Genomic DNA, 20,413 nt, shown 5'->3' with positions numbered 1-20,413 from the left:
GGGATAAATATTGCGGCAAAGGAGCAAGCTGGAAGAGAACAGATATATTCCACCAAAGAAAATGTTGGCCAAGAGCCTTACTCCGACAACATATTGGAATAGGCTCTAGCGTGTTTTATTTTATTCTCGTTCACCAAGATGGCTCAGTAGCGATTTCATCCACTGATGACCTTTATCCTGATCTGTTGAGCTATGCCAAATCAAATAGCAAGGACGAGAAATCTGCCCATTAGGTAAAGGAACCGAACAAATATTTAACTGTTCGGAATAATGTTCAACCATCCATTTTGGCACGATAGCCACTAAATAAGTCTGAGAGACAATATTCAATACACTATTTAAGTCCGTTCCTTGATAAGAAACAGAACGCAATAATTCATTACCTTCATAGTAAGGTTTACTGAATGAATCTACATTATCCAATGCAACAATGGCGTGTCTTTCTTCCAACAATTGTTGCTGAGCAATTCGCTTACCAATTCTTGGGTGATGTTTAGAAACTGCCAGAACCAATTCATCATTAAACAACGGATAATTATTGAAATCAGACTGTTCTAATTGGGTATAACTGAGAACGAATTCTATTTCCTGATATTTTAATTGTTTCTCTATATCATCACTAATTTGTGTTCTAATGACAACTTCGATATTTGAAGAATGTTTTTTAATTTTCCCAACGATTTGAGCAGCCAAGCGAATATCAAGAGGGCTACAAATAGAAAGATTAAACACCCTTGTACTGTTATTGGGATCAAATCCTACCCCGGGCAATTCATTATGAACAATTTGAAGTGCCTGTCTGAGTGGCCCAAAGAGCTGTTTTGCTCTCGCTGTTGGCTGAATTCCCCGACCATAACGGACAAATAATTCATCATCAAACATCGTCTTCAAACGTGCTACAGCATTACTGACAGCTGGCTGTGACATTCCCAACGCCTGAGCTGCGCGCGTGATATTCTGCATCTGCATTACAGCATCAAAAACAGTAAGCAAATTAAGATCAACACTACGCAGTTGAACATCGCATGATTCTTTTCTTCCTGTAGTTACTGAGTTGTATTCAGCCATTATTTCACTCCACTAAACTTATAGCAGTGATCTCATTAAATAATGGCAGATTGACCATTCTCAAACGCAACATTTTGACATCAAAAACAGTTCTGCCAATTAATAAGATCAATTACCCCAATTCTTGTAAATTAAATTGAGATTCATCCTTGTACAAAAAATAAATATACATAACCAATGTTTTATTATTTACATATCCGTAATATTTTTAGAATCATGAATATCAATGCGTTATATATGAATAGAAATAACTCAACTTACATTAACAACTTACTTTCAAAACGTTCAGTCAATAATGACAAAATGAAGGTCAGAAAAAATTCATAATAAAATGCCTGCATTATGACTAGTTATCATAATTTTCTATTAATATTATCTATTGGGAAAATGCTCCGAAGTATTAATCAGAAATTCGCTCTTCCAATATATTGATATACAACTTATTAATATTCTATACACTTCGTCTTTCAAACTGCCTCTTTGTTGGCTGCGCTCGCTCATCCCGGTCACATAGTTATCTATACTCCCGGGGATTTGCTCTCTTGCCGTCGCGATGCAACTTGAAATCCATTGTGTATATATAGTTATGATTTCTTAATCTAAACACACATTTTTTAATCTAAACACACTATGGTGAACATTCATCTTATCCTTGTTCCTTAGAACCTCGTATCTGCATTTAGCCAATCATATTTAATCAATTGATTTAAACGCTGGGTTTAAAAGCGATCAGATTAAAAACAGCAATCGCATAAAAATCATATAAAAACGACTGTACAAAACAACAGATACTACATTTAGTATCCATCAGAGCCGAATTTTACTCCATATATAGATATGAAAAATAGATAAAAACATCGCTAAAAATGTAAAAAATAGTCACCAAGCCCAAAATATGCCCAATTAGGAATCAACAACGAACAGGATTCACGCTAAATCTCTACTCATATAGCTTGACATTATTTTTAAAATGACATATTTATAAAAAATACACTGATAATTAAAAGTAAATTAACAAATTCATAAAGGTTATCTTACATGATTCACTTAATTCGCCTGCTAAGCCTACTACTAATCGCCTTTAATGTGCGCGGTGTGCTGGTAGGTGAAAAACAAAGTTAAGTTAACCTCCATCAGAAAGCAAAAAACCCGCGCACCGCGCGGGTTTTTTTATCTGCTCGGCGCCTAAAAAAACAAAACATTATCGCTTAACCTATTTGACAGGAGTACAACAACATGAGCCAGCAAGTTATCATCTTCGATACCACATTGCGTGATGGCGAACAGGCATTACAAGCCAGCCTGAGTGTAAAAGAGAAACTTCAAATCGCTTATGCGTTGGAAAGGTTGGGAGTCGATATTATTGAAGCGGGTTTTCCTGTTTCTTCTCCGGGAGATTTTCAATCCGTTCAAACAATCGCACGTGAAATTAAAAATAGCCGTATCTGTGCTTTATCCCGCTGTGTTGACAATGATATTGATGTTGCTGCCGAAGCTTTGAAAGTCGCCGAAGCCTTTCGCCTGCACATGGTATTGGCTACCTCCAGCCTGCATGTTGAACATAAATTAAAAAGAACTTTTGATGATGTTGTTGAAATGGCAGTCCACTCCATCAAACGAGCACGTAATTACACCGATGACGTTGAATTTTCCTGTGAAGATGCGGGTCGCACAAATATCGACAACTTATGCAGAATTGTCGAACAAGCAATCAAGGCAGGTGCAACCACAGTTAATATTCCCGACACTGTGGGTTACACCACACCTTATCAATTCGGCGGGATTATCCGTACCTTATTTGAGCGTGTACCCAATATTGATAAAGCAATTATTTCTGTTCATTGCCATGATGATTTGGGCATGTCCGTGGCTAACTCAATTACCGCAGTTCAGGCTGGTGCCCGACAGATCGAAGGAACAATCAATGGGTTGGGGGAACGCGCCGGTAACTGTTCGCTGGAAGAGGTGATCATGACTATCAAAACACGCCAGCAAATGTTGGGCGTTCATACCAATATCAACCATCAAGAAATCTACCGTACCAGCCAATTGGTTAGCCAAATTTGCAATACCCCTATCCCTGCCCATAAAGCCGTTGTTGGTAGTAATGCGTTTGCTCACTCTTCTGGCATCCATCAGGATGGTGTCCTGAAAAATCGTGAAACTTATGAGATCATGACACCAGAATCTATCGGACTGAAAGATACTCAATTAAATCTGACCTCACGTTCTGGACGGGCGGCAGTGAAACACCGCATGTCAGAGATGGGCTATCTGGAAAATGATTATGATCTGGATTCCTTGTATAAAGCGTTCTTAAAATTGGCAGACAAAAAAGGACAAGTGTTTGATTACGATTTGGAAGCATTGGTGTTCATCAATCAACAACAGCAAACACATGAACATTACCGACTGGATTATTTCAGCATCCAGTCCGGGACCAATGTCGTACCTACGGCAACCGTACGCCTGGCCTGCGGTGATAAAGTCAAATCTGAAGCCTCTACGGGTAACGGTACTGTTGATGCTATTTATCAGGCCATCGCCCGCATTACGGATTATCCGCTTAAATTAATCTCCTACCAATTATCCGGTAAGGGGCATGGGAAAGATGCCCTTGGTCAAGTTGATATTATCGTGGAATGTTTTGGGTGTCGCTTCCACGGAATGGGGCTGGAAACAGATATCATTGAATCTTCAGCCAGAGCCATGATCCACGTCTTGAACAGCATCTGGCAGGCGGAACAAGTAGAAAAAGAGAAGCAGCGTATATCTCAGTGTAATACTCACAATAACAACTCTAACGATACTCAAGACAACTCTAAGGAAACTGCATAATCATGTCTTCAAGCCAATCTATTTCAAATAATGTTATGTCAGACAAGCAAGATACAAATCACTATCATATTGCTGTTTTGCCCGGTGATGGCATTGGCCCCGAAGTCATGAAACAAGCCTATAAGGTGTTGGATGCAATCCGCCATCGCTTCAATATTCGCGTTACAACCAGTGAATATGATGTAGGAGGAATCGCTATTGATCGTCATGGCACTCCCTTACCTCAAGAAACTATCAATGGTTGTGAAAAATCTGATTCCATCCTGTTTGGTTCTGTGGGAGGCCCGAAATGGGAGCATTTACCACCCTCACAACAACCTGAACGTGGTGCATTATTGCCACTACGCAAGCATTTTAAATTGTTCAGTAACCTACGCCCGGCGCGTTTATACACTGGATTAGAATCATTTTGTCCGCTTCGTCAGGATATCGCCGCAAAAGGCTTTGATATTTTATGCGTCCGAGAATTGACTGGCGGCATTTACTTCGGTCAACCCAAAGGACGTGAAGGCGAAGGAAAATATGAGCGCGCTTTTGATACTGAGATCTACCATCGTTTTGAAATAGAACGGATCGCACGCATTGCGTTTGAATCTGCTCGCAAACGCCGCCATAAAATCACGTCAATTGATAAAGCGAATGTTTTGCAAAGTTCTGTGTTATGGCGTGAAGTCGTCAGTGAAATTGCTAAAAATTATCCCGATGTTGAGATCAATCATATGTATATTGATAACGCTACCATGCAATTGATCAAAGATCCGGCGCAGTTTGATGTCTTGCTATGCTCCAATATATTTGGCGATATTTTATCTGATGAATGTGCCATGATCACGGGTTCAATGGGGATGCTGCCCTCTGCCAGCCTGAATGAAAAAGGCTTCGGCTTATATGAGCCGGCAGGTGGATCAGCGCCTGATATTGCAGGTAAAAATATTGCTAATCCGATAGCCCAAATTTTATCTCTGGCACTTTTGCTGCGTTATAGTTTTGGGCGCAATGATGCCGCAGATGTCATTGAACAAGCTATCAACCATGCTTTGGAACAGAATTATCGCACCGCAGATTTAGCGGGTAATGACAAAACCATTGGCACCGATGAAATGGGCGATATCATTGCAAATTTGATTGCAGAGAAAATGTAAAAAAACGCCACTTTTTCTTCGCTAACGTAGCCTTCCTCCTCTGTATAATACACCCATTAAAAAATGGCCAGTAAGACGACTTACTGGCTGGCAAATGGGTGGTTTAATTTCAAATCTGCCTGATTTACGCTTTCGCAAGGATAATTCACAGAAAAAACTAAAGTTATAAACATTATTTGTCAGGCAAAAACCATTTTATTCACTTTTTCTGTGGATATGTATGTGAAAAAGTGAGGGGTAAAACGGGTATACTTTTATTAGGTATTTTATCACTCCTCTTAAGAGTAAATAAATAACTATTATTTTTCATTATGTTAATAATTTTTACGTCCCTTTTTGCAATGCATATCTCCCATAAGAAATTTCAAACTTTCTCAATCTGGGTAAATTTCAACCAATGATGATTTTATCCACAGGATATGCCTTTTAGTTAAACAAAGATGGACTATTTTTGTAGAAAAAACCATTCATTAGGGCTGTGAATCAAACCAGTGATCTCACTTTTTATCACTTATCCCATAAATCTGTGGATAACATGGTGTAAGATCCTGTTTATTATCACTGGGAATCGGTGAATAATCATAACAAGCTTATTCTTAATACTGAGAGCACAAATGAAAAGATCTTTTATATCATGCCATTATCAAAAACATTAGTGTAATGATAAATTAATAATGATTTACACTAATCCTAATGGGCATTTTTTAACCAGAAAAAATATACTCAATAACATGTACTTTACACCCCCGATACCACCTGAAAACGAACAGCAATTACTCGAACGAGCTCACGCTTTAGCGGGTTTATCCATGGGTGAACTGGCTGAATTAGCTAAACTGCCTATACCTCCTAATTTAAAGCGTGATAAAGGTTGGGTAGGTATGTTGCTTGAATATTATTTAGGCGCAAATGCAGGCAGCAGGCCCGAACAGGATTTTCAACATATTGGTATTGAATTGAAAACGATCCCTGTGGACAGCAAAGGAACTCCATTGGAAACAACCTTTGTCTGTATCGCCCCTTTAACAGGTAACAGTGGTATTACATGGGAAAATTGTCACGTCAGACGCAAACTATCCCGCGTCTTATGGATACCTGTTGAGGGAGAAAGAAGTATTCCGCCTTCTGAACGCCGTGTAGGTTCCCCCCTGCTTTGGAACCCAAGTGCCATAGAAGAAGAGTTGCTACGAAACGATTGGGAAGAACTGATGGATCTTATTGTATTGGGCAAAGTCGAGAGCATTACAGCACGTCATGGTGAAGTATTGCAATTACGCCCCAAAGCGGCTAATAGCCGGGTTCTGACCGAAGCAATTGGAGAATATGGTCAACCAATAATGACACTGCCCAGAGGCTTTTATCTGAAGAAAAATTTTACAGCCCCATTATTGGCTCGCCATTTTTTCTTGTAGCACAGTATAAAATTACAGCCCTAATTGCTCTGTTTTGTTTTCAGCTTAAAATCAAATTTAGTACTATTAACTCTATCTATAGCAAGGTCTAACTGAGATTCAGGAGAGACTTTCATTGAAGTAATATCAACAAACCCAGATGGCGGATGGTAGCTAAGATAAATAGTGCCAACCAGTGGATAACTGCGATTGTCCCTGTTTTTGATATAAAAGGCACAGGCAATTTCATTGCTGCTGGCAGTTGATGGAATATTGACATATTCCATTTTGCTGCCAATTTTAACTGAGGAAATTTCAGCGTCTCTGATCCCCTCCGCATCCAATATCATCAAATAAGTACCTGTTTCGGCATCAGTCGTATCGATCAGGTTCAAATCTATGGAAAAATTAGGTAGCTGGTAATATGTAATATCACTTTTTAAGATCACAATAATTCCCCTGATTACATGATGACTGTCAAATTATTCAAATTCCATCAGATATACCTTTTAACTTTAAAACTCACTTTTGTATTCAAAATGGAATTTTAAACTTTATTATTCATATTTATCATTAATAATTTAAATAACAGCAATATATAAAATTACAATTTCTAATAATGTGACAATTTCGTTATGAAACCATCACATCTTCTCAATACTATTATCCGCTAATTCTTTCTGCAACTTGAAAAACTAAGTTTATAGACATATACATCTGGTTGATTCAAATATATCTGATCCTCAATAAGATATTATCAATTATTGAAATAGTTTTCCCTAAAAAACAAAATAGACAAATGCAATATTTTATCTATACCCATTGGATTTCAAGATGCAGCGCGACGGCAAGGAACAAATCCCCTGGAGCATAGATAACTATGTGACCGGGGTGAGTGAGCGCAGCCAACAAAGCTGCATCTTGAAAGACGACAGGTATATAACCCTAAATATCTTTATTCTTTATATACACAATGGATTTCAAGTTGCATCGCGACGGCAAGAGAGCAAATCCCCGGGAGCATAGATAAGTATGTGACCGGGGTGAGCGAGCGCAGCCAACAAAGAGGCAGTTTGAAAGACGAAGCGTATAATAATCAATTTAACTCATCACCTTACTTTAAGATACAAGAAATCCTAACTTATTCTGCATAATTAGAGGTCACTTATTTTTAAGGGAATCTATCCATAATAAAATAATAAAATAATAAAAAATGCTAACTGATAAAAATCGGCTGGCACACTGTTTTTGATTACACTCGCAGTTTATTTATTTGGTAGAACAACAGAGATCATGCCTCCAAAGCCTCGCATCTGGCGTTTTGCCAGCTCATGCTGAGGATGAGAAGCCAGGCCGGGATAGTACACTTTCTCGATTTGTGGCTGCTGTTCCAGCCAATGTGCTATTTTCTCTGCGCTGGAAATATGGCGTTCCATACGCAATGCCAATGTCCGAATGCCACGCAAGACAAGAAAGCTACTGAACGTTCCACCATAGAGATCATCCACGGCAATCATATGGCTATCTTTATCAAGTAACTCCAGAATGGTTGAACTGGCGGCAAGACCAGAGCCAAACACATAACCACGAGTTCCACTCTCTAATTCAGCAATCGCACTTTCCAGCACATCACATCGGTTCCCAGTGCTCGCAGATGATAAATTTTCTCCCTGCTCATTTTATCGAGCACGACCAGAATCAGTTTATAGCCTTTCATCGCAGTAACCAGCGCCACCCCAATGCCTGTATTATTCGCCGTAGCTTCAATGATAGTCCCTCCCGGATTTTGATTCTCTAACTTAATAAATAACTGGCATGGTCCCGTATCCAGATGAGTGAGTTCCAGTAATGGAGTATTCCCTATAAGTTCAAGAACCGAACGTGATGCTGCCATATTAGCCCCTTGAGAATCGGTAGAATTTACAAATAAAACGTTCAGATTGGGAGAGAATAACGCTGCATAGCAATTGATTTAAAAGAACAAATAAAAACCACATATAAGAAAAAGTAATTAGTTAATTCAATATTGATAGATCAAACATGAACTACAGATTATTTTTCTGATCATCTGATAATATTCATTTTCTGAAAAATACGGCTGACGAAATCCACATCACTATCATTTCAATAAATTATTTAAAAACATAATCTCAATAACTTCCTCTTCAGCCTATGTGTCCCCTGTATGTCAGCAAACCCAGAAAAATGACATACAATGAGATCAAATAATGCAAACAATTTATTAACAATAAAAATAAACAAAAGAGGCGATTATGTATACATATCGGGAAGCCGCCAATCTTGCAGCATTAGTGTTATATGCTGCTGAAATGAATAATCAATATTACAATAATCCCGTACCACCAGCCGACCCGCGCATTAAAGAAGACGGATGGAAAGTGATAGCGTATATTTCGGCCGATGATACTTCATTCTCAGTAAAGCCCCGCCACGGGATGTTACCGGAGCATGTCTGCTACGGTTACGTTGCAAAAAAAAATAAATTCCTGAATGAATATGTTGTTGCCATACGCGGGACAGATCCCACCATTTTGCTGGAAGATATTCATGACGGACTGATTGACCACACTTCTCCGTGGGCCAAGTTTCCGACAATAGAAGTAAGCAGAGGATTTTTCAGCATTTACGACTCAATGAAATTGATAACTGTTGATCCTGAGTTTCACGGTGATTACAGCAATCTCAATCTGGCAAAGGCAATGACTCAATTGATAGGAATCAATGGCCGATTTACAATAACAGCTCACAGTCTTGGCTCCGCTATAGCATCCTATCTCATGTATGAGATAGGCTCCAGCATTCCCAATCATTCAGCCTGTTTATTCGCCTGTCCAAGGCCCGGAAATAATGAGTTTTCCCAGCATATTACCCAGAATTTCGGCAATTTTGATGTGTTCAATTATGTAGACGATGTTATTCCTCATTTACCCCCTGAAATATTGGGATATTCATCACTGACGCACATTCGGGAGTTTAACACCCAAACCAATATAGATATTTCCGATGGTCCATTATGCAGCCACTATTTAATTAATTACATTGCCAGACTGAATTTTGATGTATTCAAAAGAGTCATAAAAAACGGTGATATTGATTCTTGTATCAACCTATAACTACTGTTCTGGCTAAGTCAGTGTTGATACTTTCAACACATTTTTCATCATGCTATGCCCTTTTATAGAATGATTATGGGAGAACCTCAGTGAGATTCTCCTTATGGAATCCAATTCCGACGGCTCCTTGCTGTCCTGTTGCCTGTTCTGCACCAGTGATCAACCCAATAATCTCGGCCAATGTTTGCTGATAATCATTAGGGAGGTCGGCTCTTAGTGTGATGATGCTTTTTTATTATATAAAAATAAGGAAGTTATTATATGAAACTGATGAAGTTCTAGGGCTTCGTCACATGATTCGTTATTATGCACCCTTATGTTTTAAAATGACCTTTGTCACGATGCGCAATAATATAGGGTAACTGCATGTTATGGTTCAAAAATTTAATGATTTACCGTTTAAACCGAGAGATTTCTCTTTCTGCGGATGAACTGGAAAAACAATTAAGCCCATTGGCATTCACCCCGTGCGGTAGTCAAGATATGATGAAAACGGGTTGGGTTTCCCCAATGGGTTTCCACGGTGAAGCGTTGACTCATGCTTCCGGCAATCAGATCTTAATCTGCGCTCGAAAAGAAGAAAAAATGCTGCCTTCCCCTGTAATTAAGCAGGAACTACAGTCTAAAATAACCCGTCTGGAAGGTGAACAGCACCGTAAGCTGAAAAAAACAGAAAAAGATTCTCTGAAAGATGAAGTGATCCATACCTTGCTGCCAAGAGCATTCAGCCGTTTCAGCCAGACCTATATCTGGATTGATATCGTTAATAATCTGATTATCGTAGATGCCGCAAGTGCAAAGCGTGCTGAAGATAATCTGGCATTGCTGAGAAAAACGCTGGGATCATTGCCGGTCGTTCCCCTGACATTTACCGATCCTATTGAACTGACTTTAACTAAATGGGTGCGTTCCGGTAATTTGCCTGCGGGTTATGCCCTGATGGATGAAGCTGAGCTAAAAGCTATTCAGGAAGAAGGTGGAGTCATCCGCTGCAAGAAACAAGAATTAGTATCAGATGAAATTGCGACACACATTGAATCCGGCAAATACGTCACCAAACTGGCACTGGATTGGGAAGAACGCATTCAGTTTATGCTGTCAGATGATGGTTCTCTCAAACGGATCAAGTTCAGCGAAACCTTACGTGACCAAAACGATGATATCGATCGTGAAGATGTCGCCCAACGGTTCGATGCCGATTTTACCTTGATGACAGGTGAATTAACTGCACTTATTAAAAACACCATTGATGCGCTGGGTGGTGAAGCGGAAAGATGATAACTGACGAACTGCCTACAATGGTCATATCCATTGAGGCAGTTCGACGAAATAACTTTCGCTGTTTTTCAGTTGCCTGTTTTCAACAGCCCTGCCATCTCAATTAGAAGCGGTAAACCAAACCAACACCGAAAACATCATCAGTACTGATATTAGCCTTTTTGGTGAAATCATTGTCTTTCAACAAGTTGAATTGGTATTCAGCATAAGCGCCCATATTTTTATTAAAATCATAGGAGGCACCGACTGAAACATACTTCACCAAATCTTCCGAACCCTTGTCTGTCAGTATTATTTTGTCGGCCAAGTCCTTGCCCAGATCTTTACCCTTGGAATAGACAAAAGCAACGGATGGGCGCAAACCAAAATTAAACTGGTATTGCGCAGTCAGCTCGATGTTTTGGGTTTTATTGGCAAACATGGTGTGATTGTCTACAGAACTACCAAATCTGGTTAAGTTACGGGTTTCACCGTACATAGCGGCCAGATAAACATTGTTTCGGTCATATTTGGTAGAGACGATCCATGCTTCCGCTTTGTTCCCTTTGGCCAGTGGCTTAGCGTTATCAGCACCCAGTTTTTGTGCTGAAGTACGGTTAGAATTGCCATAGGAAGCGCCAATACTGATACCGTTACCAAGCTCATAAGAGCTGGAAAGACCAAAACCATCCCCATTCTGTCTTGAAACATCACTACGGCTATTTCTGGTACCGTTATCATTCCTTGCTTGATACTGCAAAGCAAATTTAAAACCATCTACCAAGCCGAAAAAGTCTGAATTACGGTATGTCAACAACCCTGTCGAACGCCCCACCATGAAGTTATCCGTCGCAGCCATAGAATCCCCACCAAACACAGGTAACGCATCCGTCCATGAGTTGGCATCATAAACCACCCCCATATTACGTCCATAATCCAGTGAACCGAATTTGCCATATGTCAGGCCAGCGAAAGCATAACGGGTTCTGGTATTTTTACCACTTTCCGTTTCCACGCCATTCGCTCCCATATTGAATTCCCAGCGTCCGTAACCCGATAATTTATCGGTAATTTGGCTTGTACCTCTGACACCTATACGGCCGACAGAACCATCACCATCCTGTGATTTTGCCTTGGAGAAGGTTCTCTGGACATCTGCCTTTCCATATAAATCAATCTTATTGCCATCCTTATTATAAATTTCAGCGGCATTTGCTGCCCCAGTAAGGAGAAGTACCGGAAGTGCCATTGCTATTGCGTTGTGTCTTATCATTATCGTGTCCTCATTGGTATTGTTATTTTCGCCACCGCTAAAAAACGCACATCTCAAGAAAGAATTTTCTGGGATAAAGAATCAGGGGGAGCGGAATGTTTTACACGTTTAGTTACTTAAATGTTAAATTTGTAACAAACATTGAGGATAATAAGATTTAATTAAACCTTTTGCTAACAAAACTTGGCAAAAAATGCCGTCCTGTGAAGAATGTCACATCATAAAGAGATGCTAAATAACTATATATCATTAACCATCTTAATTAGTTATTTAAAACAGTAAGTTAGAATATTTAAATAAAATAATAAAAATTCTTATTCATATAATAAATAGAATTTTTCTAAGTTAATTTATAATTTTTACTCTATTTATAATGGACTGAGTAATAATAATTAATTGATATTGTTGACAAACACCTTTAAGTTCTGTATTTGATGAAGCGTGATTTAGTTCTTCCATTTAATTTAAATAAATAAGTTATGTTTCTTAATGGAATCACGCCAGTGCCGTACAAATATTAACAACTTATAAGGTGCTAAAATGGCAGAAAATCCTTCACGTTCACGAGGCCGTCCTACAATTCCAGAACAGGAAATATGGCATAAAATTCATGAGGTTACACTTTTACTCCTTATTAATCAAGGCTATAATAAAACAACTATGGATGTAGTTGCTACGAAATCCAGCATTGCCAAAAAAACACTCTACCGTTTTGTCAAAAACCGAGAAGATCTGATTGAGAAAATTGTCATGCGCTGGACGGATAATTTCATTCCTGTCTTTAAGAGAAAAGCAAATAATTCGCGGCAAGTTCTCAATCTATTGAAATTATATTTAGCCGAAATAGCTGATAAATCATTATCTCTCAATGCGGTAGGTTTATTTAAATTATTACAATCCGACTTTCCTCACCGTGAAACATTTTTAGATAAATATCAGCAAAGTGGTATAAAAAGGAGTCATAATATTCTGGCTAATTGGCTTGAACTCCAATATCAACAAGGATTTCTGAAAAAAATGGATTTTTATATCCTCAGTGAATTGGTGATTTCGATGGTTATTTCAGAACCACTCAGGCAAATAGCATTGGGCATCCTTCCTCCCCTGCCAGAAACGGATATCACGCCACGTATTAGTGCAGCTCTTACATTACTGGAACACGGGATTATAGAGAAATAGTCATTATTTTACAGCAAATTTAATTTAATCTCGGCGCTGAAATATAACAATATCAGCGCCTTCTCTACGGCTTTTTCATTAGATACAAAATAAATCTATTACTTCAACATATTGTACTGAGATGCCAAGTTATCCAAGAAATCCAATTGACTGTTTACCAAGCTGATCAGATCATGTTGATTGATTTCATTGCCAAGCAGTTTATGCAGTTGATTAGCGAATTCAGTCCATGCCTGTTCTATTTTCACTGCTTCGGAAAGCAAAATAGTGCGTTCTACATCAATTTGCATCACATCTCTTATGCCAGAAAGACGTAGATCAATTTCCCGCATTTTAGTTTTCACCACGTCAGTCTCTTTTACCAATTGATCAATTTGGTCACTCAATTTCATTCTGGCATTAGCCAAATCGATATATTTCAATCCCTCAGAGACTTTACCCAAAATTTTTCTGGCCATCTCAGCACCTTGTTTAATTGCCTGTTTGATAGCTTCTTTTTCAGGCTGGGTGAAATCCCGACCATCAATATCCTTAGCGCTGGGGATAAAATCTTTAAACATGTCCGCAATATTATTCTCTCGAATAACATCCTGACTTTCGATAATTTTAGCCCGATCCACATCCAGTTTATTTTTCTTTTCTATTTTTTCATCGATATCAGTTTGCAACTCTGTCTTTTGTGATTCCATTTGCGTAAGAAGATCTTGCAGACGCTCTGTAATCACCATATCGCTAATATCGCTGATTTTGTTTGTCAATTTATTGGCTCTGTCAGTGAAATTGACAATAACATTATTGATATCTTTTGATAAACTCTGGATTAGATTATTGCGTTCTAGTATTAAAGCCTGTCGATCATCTTCACTCAGAGAGGGATCAGCCAGTGCAGCATCAATTTCAGTAATAGTTTGGAATGCAGTATCAGAAGTCAGTTGCTTAAGTACCGGAATAAATTGTGCCAGAGAATCGCGTACCATTTCATCAAATTCACGGCTATAAAGGCTGATTCGTTTGACTTTATCACCAATAATTTCAATACCTGAAGTTTGTCGTTGTGCCAAAAGCCAAATCGTATTTACCGCATGATTCATGGCTTTAATATCCGGATACTTATTTTCCTTTGGTAAGGTAATATTTTCAGACATTTCCTGTTCCTTTCTTATTTATAAGTTATTTAAAGAATAAGTTAGCTATAGAGTTTTCTGTATTCTGCCAACGCTTCATCGAAAGTTTCAATTAATCGGGCGGCTGAGCCTTGAACGTCTCTCCAGGGATTAATAATTTGCTTAAATGTTAAGACAAAAGAAGTCAGACTCAGTGCATCATTAATATCGTCGAATTTCTCTTTGGAAGTCGTAATTTGCGTTAGCATTATGTTCCACATGAAATCCAAGTGATTTAAGGCCTCTTCTGCATCCAGCATACTTGTGTTAATACCAGAAAAATTTAGGGACAGGTTTTGAATTGAAGTTTGTAATGCACTTTTACCTTTAACTTGATCTTGTAACTCTTTGACTTCGTCAATCAGTTTATTTTTCTGTTTCCGCGCTTTTTCTGCCTTGTCACCAAAGATTCCGCCGGTAATCGCCCAGCCAACCAGACCACCCGCCATTCCGGAGAATGCCAAGCCTACATATTTATCGTAGTCCTTTTGAAGTTGATCAATCTCTTTGTTTTTCTCATCGATCTTATATTGCAGATCTTTGATAGTGGTAGAGAGATTGTTTTCGTCCATAAGTTTTTTCTTACTATTGATCTGTGGCTGCAACCCCTGAACAATTGTACCGTCCGATAATTCACCACCAATCAGTTTAAGTTTAAAGTCAGATACCACAGTTTTTACCTTCTGGGTATTTTCCTGCTGTTTTTTAATATCTTTCTTCATACTTTCGAGAATATTTCCCAATTCAACTGCTATCGCTTTATCATCATTGGTATATTTTATTTCAGCCAATTGCTTATCAGTTAAATCACCTAATTTCGTCTTTACACGTTCAATAATTGGCATCTGGTCAATAATACTGATTATTTCATCTCCCGTTAGGGTAATTTGTTTTCCTGCATTTTCCAGATCGATACTCTGTTGCTGAACCTTACTTTCTACACCACTCCAGCTAAGAGCATGGTCGTGAATTTCTTTAAACAAAGATGTCATCTTTGCAGGTTTTAAACCATCAATAGCAATATCGTTATAACCGATATATTCTTTTATCCCTTCCAAAGTAAAAGGAAGTTCTAAACTAGATTTAACATATAATTTAATCTTAATGAGATCTTCTTTAGTAAAGATCCCTCCCGGGCGGGCGACTCCTTCTGCTTGGCTGGTCAACATTTTTAAAATGACTGCGGGTACTTCTGATACAGGAATCTTTTTTTCTGCTACAGCTTGATTTAATGACATATAATTCTCCATTAGTGTTGATGGTCTGATTTTAATTTAATATAACTTCGGCTCTTTCCATCTGAGAATACTTTTATTTTAATATACTTAAAATATGAATAATTACATTGCTGTTGACATAAATGATAATACTTTGTCTATAAATGAACTTTAATTTCATTATATTATTTGTTTTGTTTTTATTATTAACGAATATCGACACAAGTGAAATTAAATTTACTTTTTACTTGTTAATTTTATAGTAAGTATCACTTTTAATCTCACCATTAATATTTATTGTGAAAATAACATATTTGTTCAACATAAGTGATAATAACATATTATTATATGCATTTTTATCTCTAAATTTGTTGTTTCTTTAATTGCTATATGATTTTTAAATTTATTCGCCACATTATTTATAAGACGGTTTATATTAATTATATCCAATGAATATTGAGAAGGACAAAGTTTTGCGAATGAGTCTATGACTCCTGAAGGTCAGGAAATTCAGGATATCAAACTACCCGATTTAGCTATTCGGGCAATTTGATTTATCAGATAATCAACTCAATAACCCATGAGAAGATAATTAATGTAGTTATTGAGCGGTAACAGCTTCCATTCCTACCAATCCAATTTTGAGGTAACCCGCTTTACGCAGGGAGTCCATCACACTCATCAAAGTTTCATAATCCACGGTTTTATCTGCCTGGAAGAAGATTGTGGTGTCTTTGTTGGATTGTGTAGTCTGATCCAATACTGAAGATAAGCTATCGTGATCAATCTGCTTATCACCGACATAAAGCTGATGATCCGCTTTCACGGTCAGGAATACGGGTTTTTCTGGTCTTGGTTGTGGTTTAGCTGATGATGCAGGCAAATCGACTTTAATATCTACCGTTGCCAGTGGTGCCGCTACCATGAAAATAATCAGCAGCACCAACATCACGTCAATAAATGGCGTGACGTTAATTTCATGCAGTTCACCGCTATCGTCCAAATCTTCATTAAGACGCATTGCCATAATCTCTTACCTTGCTTCTGTTTTTTCAGCTTTACTGTCAGCCAGATCAAGATCACGCCCCAGCAACAAAATTGCCTGAGCAGCCATGTCTCCCACTTGCCCACGGTATGATGAAATGACTCGGGCAAAGATGTTATAAATCACTACCGCAGGGATTGCAGCCACCAAGCCCAGAGCTGTTGCCAGCAATGCTTCTGCGATACCCGGTGCAACTACAGCCAGATTTGTAGTTTGTGAATGCGCGATACCAATAAAGCTGTTCATGATCCCCCAAACTGTCCCGAACAGACCCACAAATGGGGAAATTGCACCGATGGTTGCCAGATAGCCATTACCACGCCCCATATGGCGGCTAATGGTAGCAACTGCGCGCTCCATACGAAATGAAGTACGTTCTTTGATGCCTTCCTTATCAGTACTTTCAGCAGACAGGATACGTTCTGACTGTGCTTCATTCAACAGCAGGCGGCTGATGCTCTGCTTGCCAAAATCTGTGGCAATTTTTGCTGCTGCATCTAAATTAGCAACACCAACCAGGGCCAATTGTTCTTTGCGCAAACGGCGGCGAGCCATTGACAATTCAATCCCTTTGGAGAAAAACAGCGCCCATGTAATGATAGAAGCAATCACCAAGCCTACCATGACACTTTTTACTACTGCGTCCGCATTCTGGTACATACCCCAAACAGACAAATCTGTTGCAAAACCACTGGACGTGTTTTCAATTGGTGGAATAACAGTTTCGGTTGCCGTGGTTTCGGCAGTCACATTTTCTGCCGAGTTACCTTCTGCCCCGTTACTTTTTTCCCCGTTACTTTTTGCTCCGTTACTTTCTGCCGCATTACCCTCTACAGTTTGTGTGCCTGTGTTTGGTGGTACATCCGTTTTCTGATAGTTAGCGGATGATTGCGCGGTTGCCGGAGCAGCTACCTGAGAAGCAGCAACCTGGTTTTCTGGCACAGCAGCCGCTGTTGACGGTGCCGTATCAGCCCATGCTGAATTTGTTAATCCGAGTGCCAATAGAATAGAAGCTGTCAAATTACGCATCAGTTAGCCTTACTCTCTTTCTTATAGATTCTGTTACTTAGCAATGAATAGCGTTTACTTATCTTGCTAATCCTAATATGACCTGAGCCATGCCTCTTACCACAGTGCTTGTTACCCACTGTGCTTCTTAACCGTTTTAGGGGAAAAGTCCGCCGCAAATGATATCAGACATTGAGTGATTTGATAGTAATTATCATTACTATTTAATAAAAAAGTTCCGGCTAACGTTACACTTTCGCTAGTCTCTTCTGGTTCCCCTTCAGCAGAACATCTTGAATTTTCCTCAAGTTACTCTAATCTCTTTGGCAAATCTGTCTCAAATCTTTTAACTTGCTAATCATTTATTTGAACAAGTTTTATTTAGTCTCCGGGCAATAAACAAAAAATCAACCAGGGGTGAGATACCATGACTGAAAAAAAACTGGAAACCTTATTGGTCAATGCAGGAAGAGACAAGAAATATACGCAAGGGGCCGTTAATACCATTATTCAACGTACATCATCTGTCATTTTCGATACCGTTAGAGATATGCAACATGCTTTGAATAACCACCATAAAAATACATTAGTCTATGGTCGACGTGGAACAATGACGCATTTTGCCTTTCGGAATGCGATGACCGAACTTGAAGGCGGTGCGGGTTGCGCGCTCTACCCTTCCGGTACGGCCGCCATCACTAATTCTATCCTGTCTTTCGTTAAGACAGGCGATCATGTTCTGGTAACAGGCAATGCATATGAGCCAACACAGCTTTTTTGCAATAAAGTCCTGCAAAAAATGGGAGTCTCCACTGATTATTTTGATCCGATGATCGGTGAAGGTATCGCTTCGCTTATTAAGCCAAATACTACCGTGCTCTTTCTTGAGTCACCCGGTTCACTGACAATGGAAGTACAAGATGTTCCCGCCATTGTACGAGCCGCCCGTCAGGTCAATCCTGAAATTGTTATTATGATTGATAATACATGGGCGGTCGGCATTCTGTTTAAAGCTCTGGAGTTTGATGTCGATATTTCCATTCAATCCGCCACAAAATATATTATCGGTCACTCCGACGGAATGCTGGGAACAGCAGTTGCCAATACGCGATGTTGGGAACAACTCAGAGATGGATCTTATCTGATGGGGCAAATTGCTGATCCTGATACCGTTTATATGGCAACCCGTGGATTACATACGCTGGCTGCTCGCCTCAAGCAACATGAAGAAAACAGCATTAAAGTTGCCAAGTGGCTCGCACAACAGCCGGAAGTTGCTGAGGTAAATCACCCCGCCCTGCCTTCTTGCCCGGGACATCTTTACTTTAAGCGCGATTTCACCGGCACTTGTGGACTATTTTCTTTTTTCCTGAATATCCAGCTTACCCCTGAACAAGTTTCTGATTATCTGGATAACATGAAGCATTTCAAAATGGCGTATTCATGGGGAGGGTTTGAGTCATTGATTTTAGAAGTCCACCCCAAAGCGCTCAGAACACTGCACCAGTATGATTTATCGAAAAAAACCGGCACGTTGATCCGCCTTCATATAGGATTGGAAAATCTGCAAGACTTAATTGATGATCTGAAGGCAGGTTTTGTTCGCCTGAAAGGCCGTTAAATTCCAGACAAAGTGATTCACTAAAACCGTGGTTGTCTTTCTTTCTATTACAGACAACTGCGGTTTTCCATATGCTGAATCAAATCACCCCCCATCTCCTCATTTTGCGGTACACTGAGCGGAATCCATTTTGTTAACCATACACTTCGTCTTTCAAACAGCCTCTTTATTGGCTGCGCTCGCTCACCCCGGTCACATAGTTATCTATGCTCCCAGGGATTTGCTCTCTTGCCGTCGCGATGCAACTTGAAATCCATTGGGTATAGTTTACTCGCAAATTTACAGGATAAATGATGGAAATGTTAAGCGAGATCGTGCATGCACTCTGGCATCATGATTTTAACCAACTTGCCAACCCCGATATTATCTGGGTGATTTATGGTGTTCTCTTTGTCACACTGGTACTGGAAAACGGGTTGTTACCCGCCGCCTTTTTACCTGGTGATACCCTGCTGGTTCTTTCTGGGGCCTTGATAGCTAAAGGCGTCATGAGCTTTATTCCCACACTTGTCCTGCTCACCATCGCTGCCAGTCTGGGTTCTTGGTTGGGATATTTGCAGGGGCGCTGGCTCGGGCATACTCATCTTGTCAAGAACTGGCTGGCCCAACTTCCGCTACCATATCGCCAACGAGCCAATCAACTTTTCGTCAAATACGGCCTGTCCGCTCTGCTTATAGGACGTTTTTTAGCTTTTATTCGCACTCTCCTGCCAACCTTTGCCGGTATTTCTGATCTAAATAATAAACGCTTTCAATTTTTTAACTGGTTAAGTGGTTTTTTATGGGTCATTATTGTTGTCGGCTTTGGCTATATCCTGAATCAGATTTCTTTCGTCAAAGCACATCAAGATCTGGTCATGAATATTTTGATGATTTTACCTGTTATTCTGTTGCTCAGTGGGCTGTCCGCTTCTCTATTGATGTACTGGCGTCACAAGAAAACATCATCTAAGCATCATAAATAAAACAATAGTATGTTCGCTAGATGGCGTCGTCATGAAATACTCAACCAAAGAGCAAGGCAGCGGATTTGGACTGCGGCAAGAAACGATGCACTGTTTTTGGCGTAACGGGTCG

General features: G+C 39.4%; 15 protein-coding genes and 3 pseudogenes. 8 read left to right on the top strand and 10 right to left on the bottom strand.

Annotated features, from left to right (window positions below; genetic code table 11):
• Positions 1-120: 120 nt before the first annotated feature.
• A complete protein-coding gene (leuO, locus tag BM329_RS08140) occupies positions 121-1,068 on the bottom strand; it encodes a transcriptional regulator LeuO (RefSeq protein ID WP_092551454.1) in 948 nt (315 codons plus the stop codon).
• Positions 1,069-2,304: 1,236 nt separating this feature from the next.
• Between leuO and leuA the strand changes: the two genes are divergently transcribed.
• From leuA to mutH, 3 genes are all read left to right on the top strand, one after another.
• Positions 2,305-3,906, top strand: coding sequence for a 2-isopropylmalate synthase (gene leuA, locus BM329_RS08135; protein ID WP_092551451.1), 1,602 nt, complete (start codon positions 2,305-2,307; stop codon positions 3,904-3,906).
• A 35-nt stretch (positions 3,907-3,941) separates the two neighbouring features.
• Positions 3,942-5,048 (top strand): 3-isopropylmalate dehydrogenase, encoded by a 1,107-nt coding sequence (gene leuB, locus BM329_RS08130; protein WP_218153261.1) that lies wholly within the window; start codon positions 3,942-3,944, stop codon positions 5,046-5,048.
• 731 nt (positions 5,049-5,779) lie between these two features.
• Positions 5,780-6,460, top strand: a complete 681-nt coding sequence (gene mutH, locus BM329_RS08125) for a DNA mismatch repair endonuclease MutH (RefSeq protein WP_092551566.1) — start codon at positions 5,780-5,782, stop codon at positions 6,458-6,460.
• Between the two features lie 20 nt (positions 6,461-6,480).
• On the opposite strand, the gene BM329_RS08120 is transcribed toward mutH, so the two are convergent.
• The 3 genes and pseudogenes from BM329_RS08120 to BM329_RS08110 all read right to left on the bottom strand — a co-directional run.
• Positions 6,481-6,888: a hypothetical protein gene (locus BM329_RS08120; protein ID WP_092551445.1), complete on the bottom strand. Its 408-nt coding sequence runs from the start codon at positions 6,886-6,888 to the stop codon at positions 6,481-6,483.
• Positions 6,889-7,716: 828 nt separating this feature from the next.
• A pseudogene (locus tag BM329_RS08115) lies at positions 7,717-8,064 on the bottom strand (PLP-dependent transferase); the annotation flags it as partial.
• Between the two features lie 2 nt (positions 8,065-8,066).
• Positions 8,067-8,333: pseudogene (locus BM329_RS08110) on the bottom strand (pyridoxal-phosphate dependent enzyme); the annotation flags it as partial.
• Between the two features lie 379 nt (positions 8,334-8,712).
• Between BM329_RS08110 and BM329_RS08105 the strand changes: the two are divergent.
• A complete protein-coding gene (locus tag BM329_RS08105) occupies positions 8,713-9,573 on the top strand; it encodes a lipase family protein (protein ID WP_092551442.1) in 861 nt (286 codons plus the stop codon).
• 366 nt (positions 9,574-9,939) lie between these two features.
• The gene (gene rdgC / locus BM329_RS08100) at positions 9,940-10,851 is read left to right on the top strand and encodes a recombination-associated protein RdgC (RefSeq protein ID WP_092551439.1); all 912 of its coding nucleotides are present in this window, start codon (positions 9,940-9,942) and stop codon (positions 10,849-10,851) included.
• Between the two features lie 103 nt (positions 10,852-10,954).
• Here the strand turns inward: rdgC and BM329_RS08095 are convergent, their stop codons facing one another.
• Complete coding sequence (locus BM329_RS08095; RefSeq protein ID WP_092551436.1) at positions 10,955-12,103, bottom strand: porin; 1,149 nt, start codon at positions 12,101-12,103, stop codon at positions 10,955-10,957.
• A gap of 540 nt (positions 12,104-12,643) precedes the next feature.
• Here BM329_RS08095 and BM329_RS08090 point away from each other — a divergent pair.
• The gene (locus tag BM329_RS08090; protein ID WP_092551433.1) at positions 12,644-13,282 is read left to right on the top strand and encodes a TetR/AcrR family transcriptional regulator; all 639 of its coding nucleotides are present in this window, start codon (positions 12,644-12,646) and stop codon (positions 13,280-13,282) included.
• A gap of 98 nt (positions 13,283-13,380) precedes the next feature.
• Here BM329_RS08090 and BM329_RS08085 read toward each other — a convergent pair whose 3' ends face one another.
• The 4 genes from BM329_RS08085 to exbB all read right to left on the bottom strand — a co-directional run bounded on the left by BM329_RS08085 (position 13,381) and on the right by exbB (position 17,736).
• Positions 13,381-14,427 carry an alpha-xenorhabdolysin family binary toxin subunit B gene (locus BM329_RS08085; protein ID WP_092551430.1) on the bottom strand — a complete coding sequence of 349 codons (1,047 nt, stop codon included), beginning with the start codon at positions 14,425-14,427 and terminating at the stop codon, positions 13,381-13,383.
• A 41-nt stretch (positions 14,428-14,468) separates the two neighbouring features.
• On the bottom strand, positions 14,469-15,695 hold the full coding sequence (locus BM329_RS08080; protein ID WP_177216222.1) for an alpha-xenorhabdolysin family binary toxin subunit A: 1,227 nt from the start codon (positions 15,693-15,695) through the stop codon (positions 14,469-14,471).
• 568 nt (positions 15,696-16,263) lie between these two features.
• A complete protein-coding gene (gene exbD, locus BM329_RS08075) occupies positions 16,264-16,689 on the bottom strand; it encodes a TonB system transport protein ExbD (protein ID WP_092551424.1) in 426 nt (141 codons plus the stop codon).
• A gap of 6 nt (positions 16,690-16,695) precedes the next feature.
• Positions 16,696-17,736, bottom strand: a complete 1,041-nt coding sequence (exbB, locus tag BM329_RS08070) for a tonB-system energizer ExbB (RefSeq protein WP_092551421.1) — start codon at positions 17,734-17,736, stop codon at positions 16,696-16,698.
• Positions 17,737-18,142: 406 nt separating this feature from the next.
• Here exbB and metC point away from each other — a divergent pair, with 406 nt between their 5' ends.
• Positions 18,143-19,336 carry a cystathionine beta-lyase gene (gene metC / locus BM329_RS08065; RefSeq protein WP_092551418.1) on the top strand — a complete coding sequence of 398 codons (1,194 nt, stop codon included), beginning with the start codon at positions 18,143-18,145 and terminating at the stop codon, positions 19,334-19,336.
• A gap of 293 nt (positions 19,337-19,629) precedes the next feature.
• Complete coding sequence (locus tag BM329_RS08060; protein ID WP_092551415.1) at positions 19,630-20,301, top strand: DedA family protein; 672 nt, start codon at positions 19,630-19,632, stop codon at positions 20,299-20,301.
• Between the two features lie 29 nt (positions 20,302-20,330).
• Here BM329_RS08060 and BM329_RS14455 read toward each other — a convergent pair.
• Positions 20,331-20,413: pseudogene (locus BM329_RS14455) on the bottom strand (IS5/IS1182 family transposase); the annotation flags it as partial.

Origin of the sequence: Xenorhabdus koppenhoeferi, assembly GCF_900116635.1 — a bacterium.
Taxonomy (GTDB): domain Bacteria; phylum Pseudomonadota; class Gammaproteobacteria; order Enterobacterales; family Enterobacteriaceae; genus Xenorhabdus; species Xenorhabdus koppenhoeferi.
This window is presented reverse-complemented; position numbering and strand designations above follow the sequence as displayed.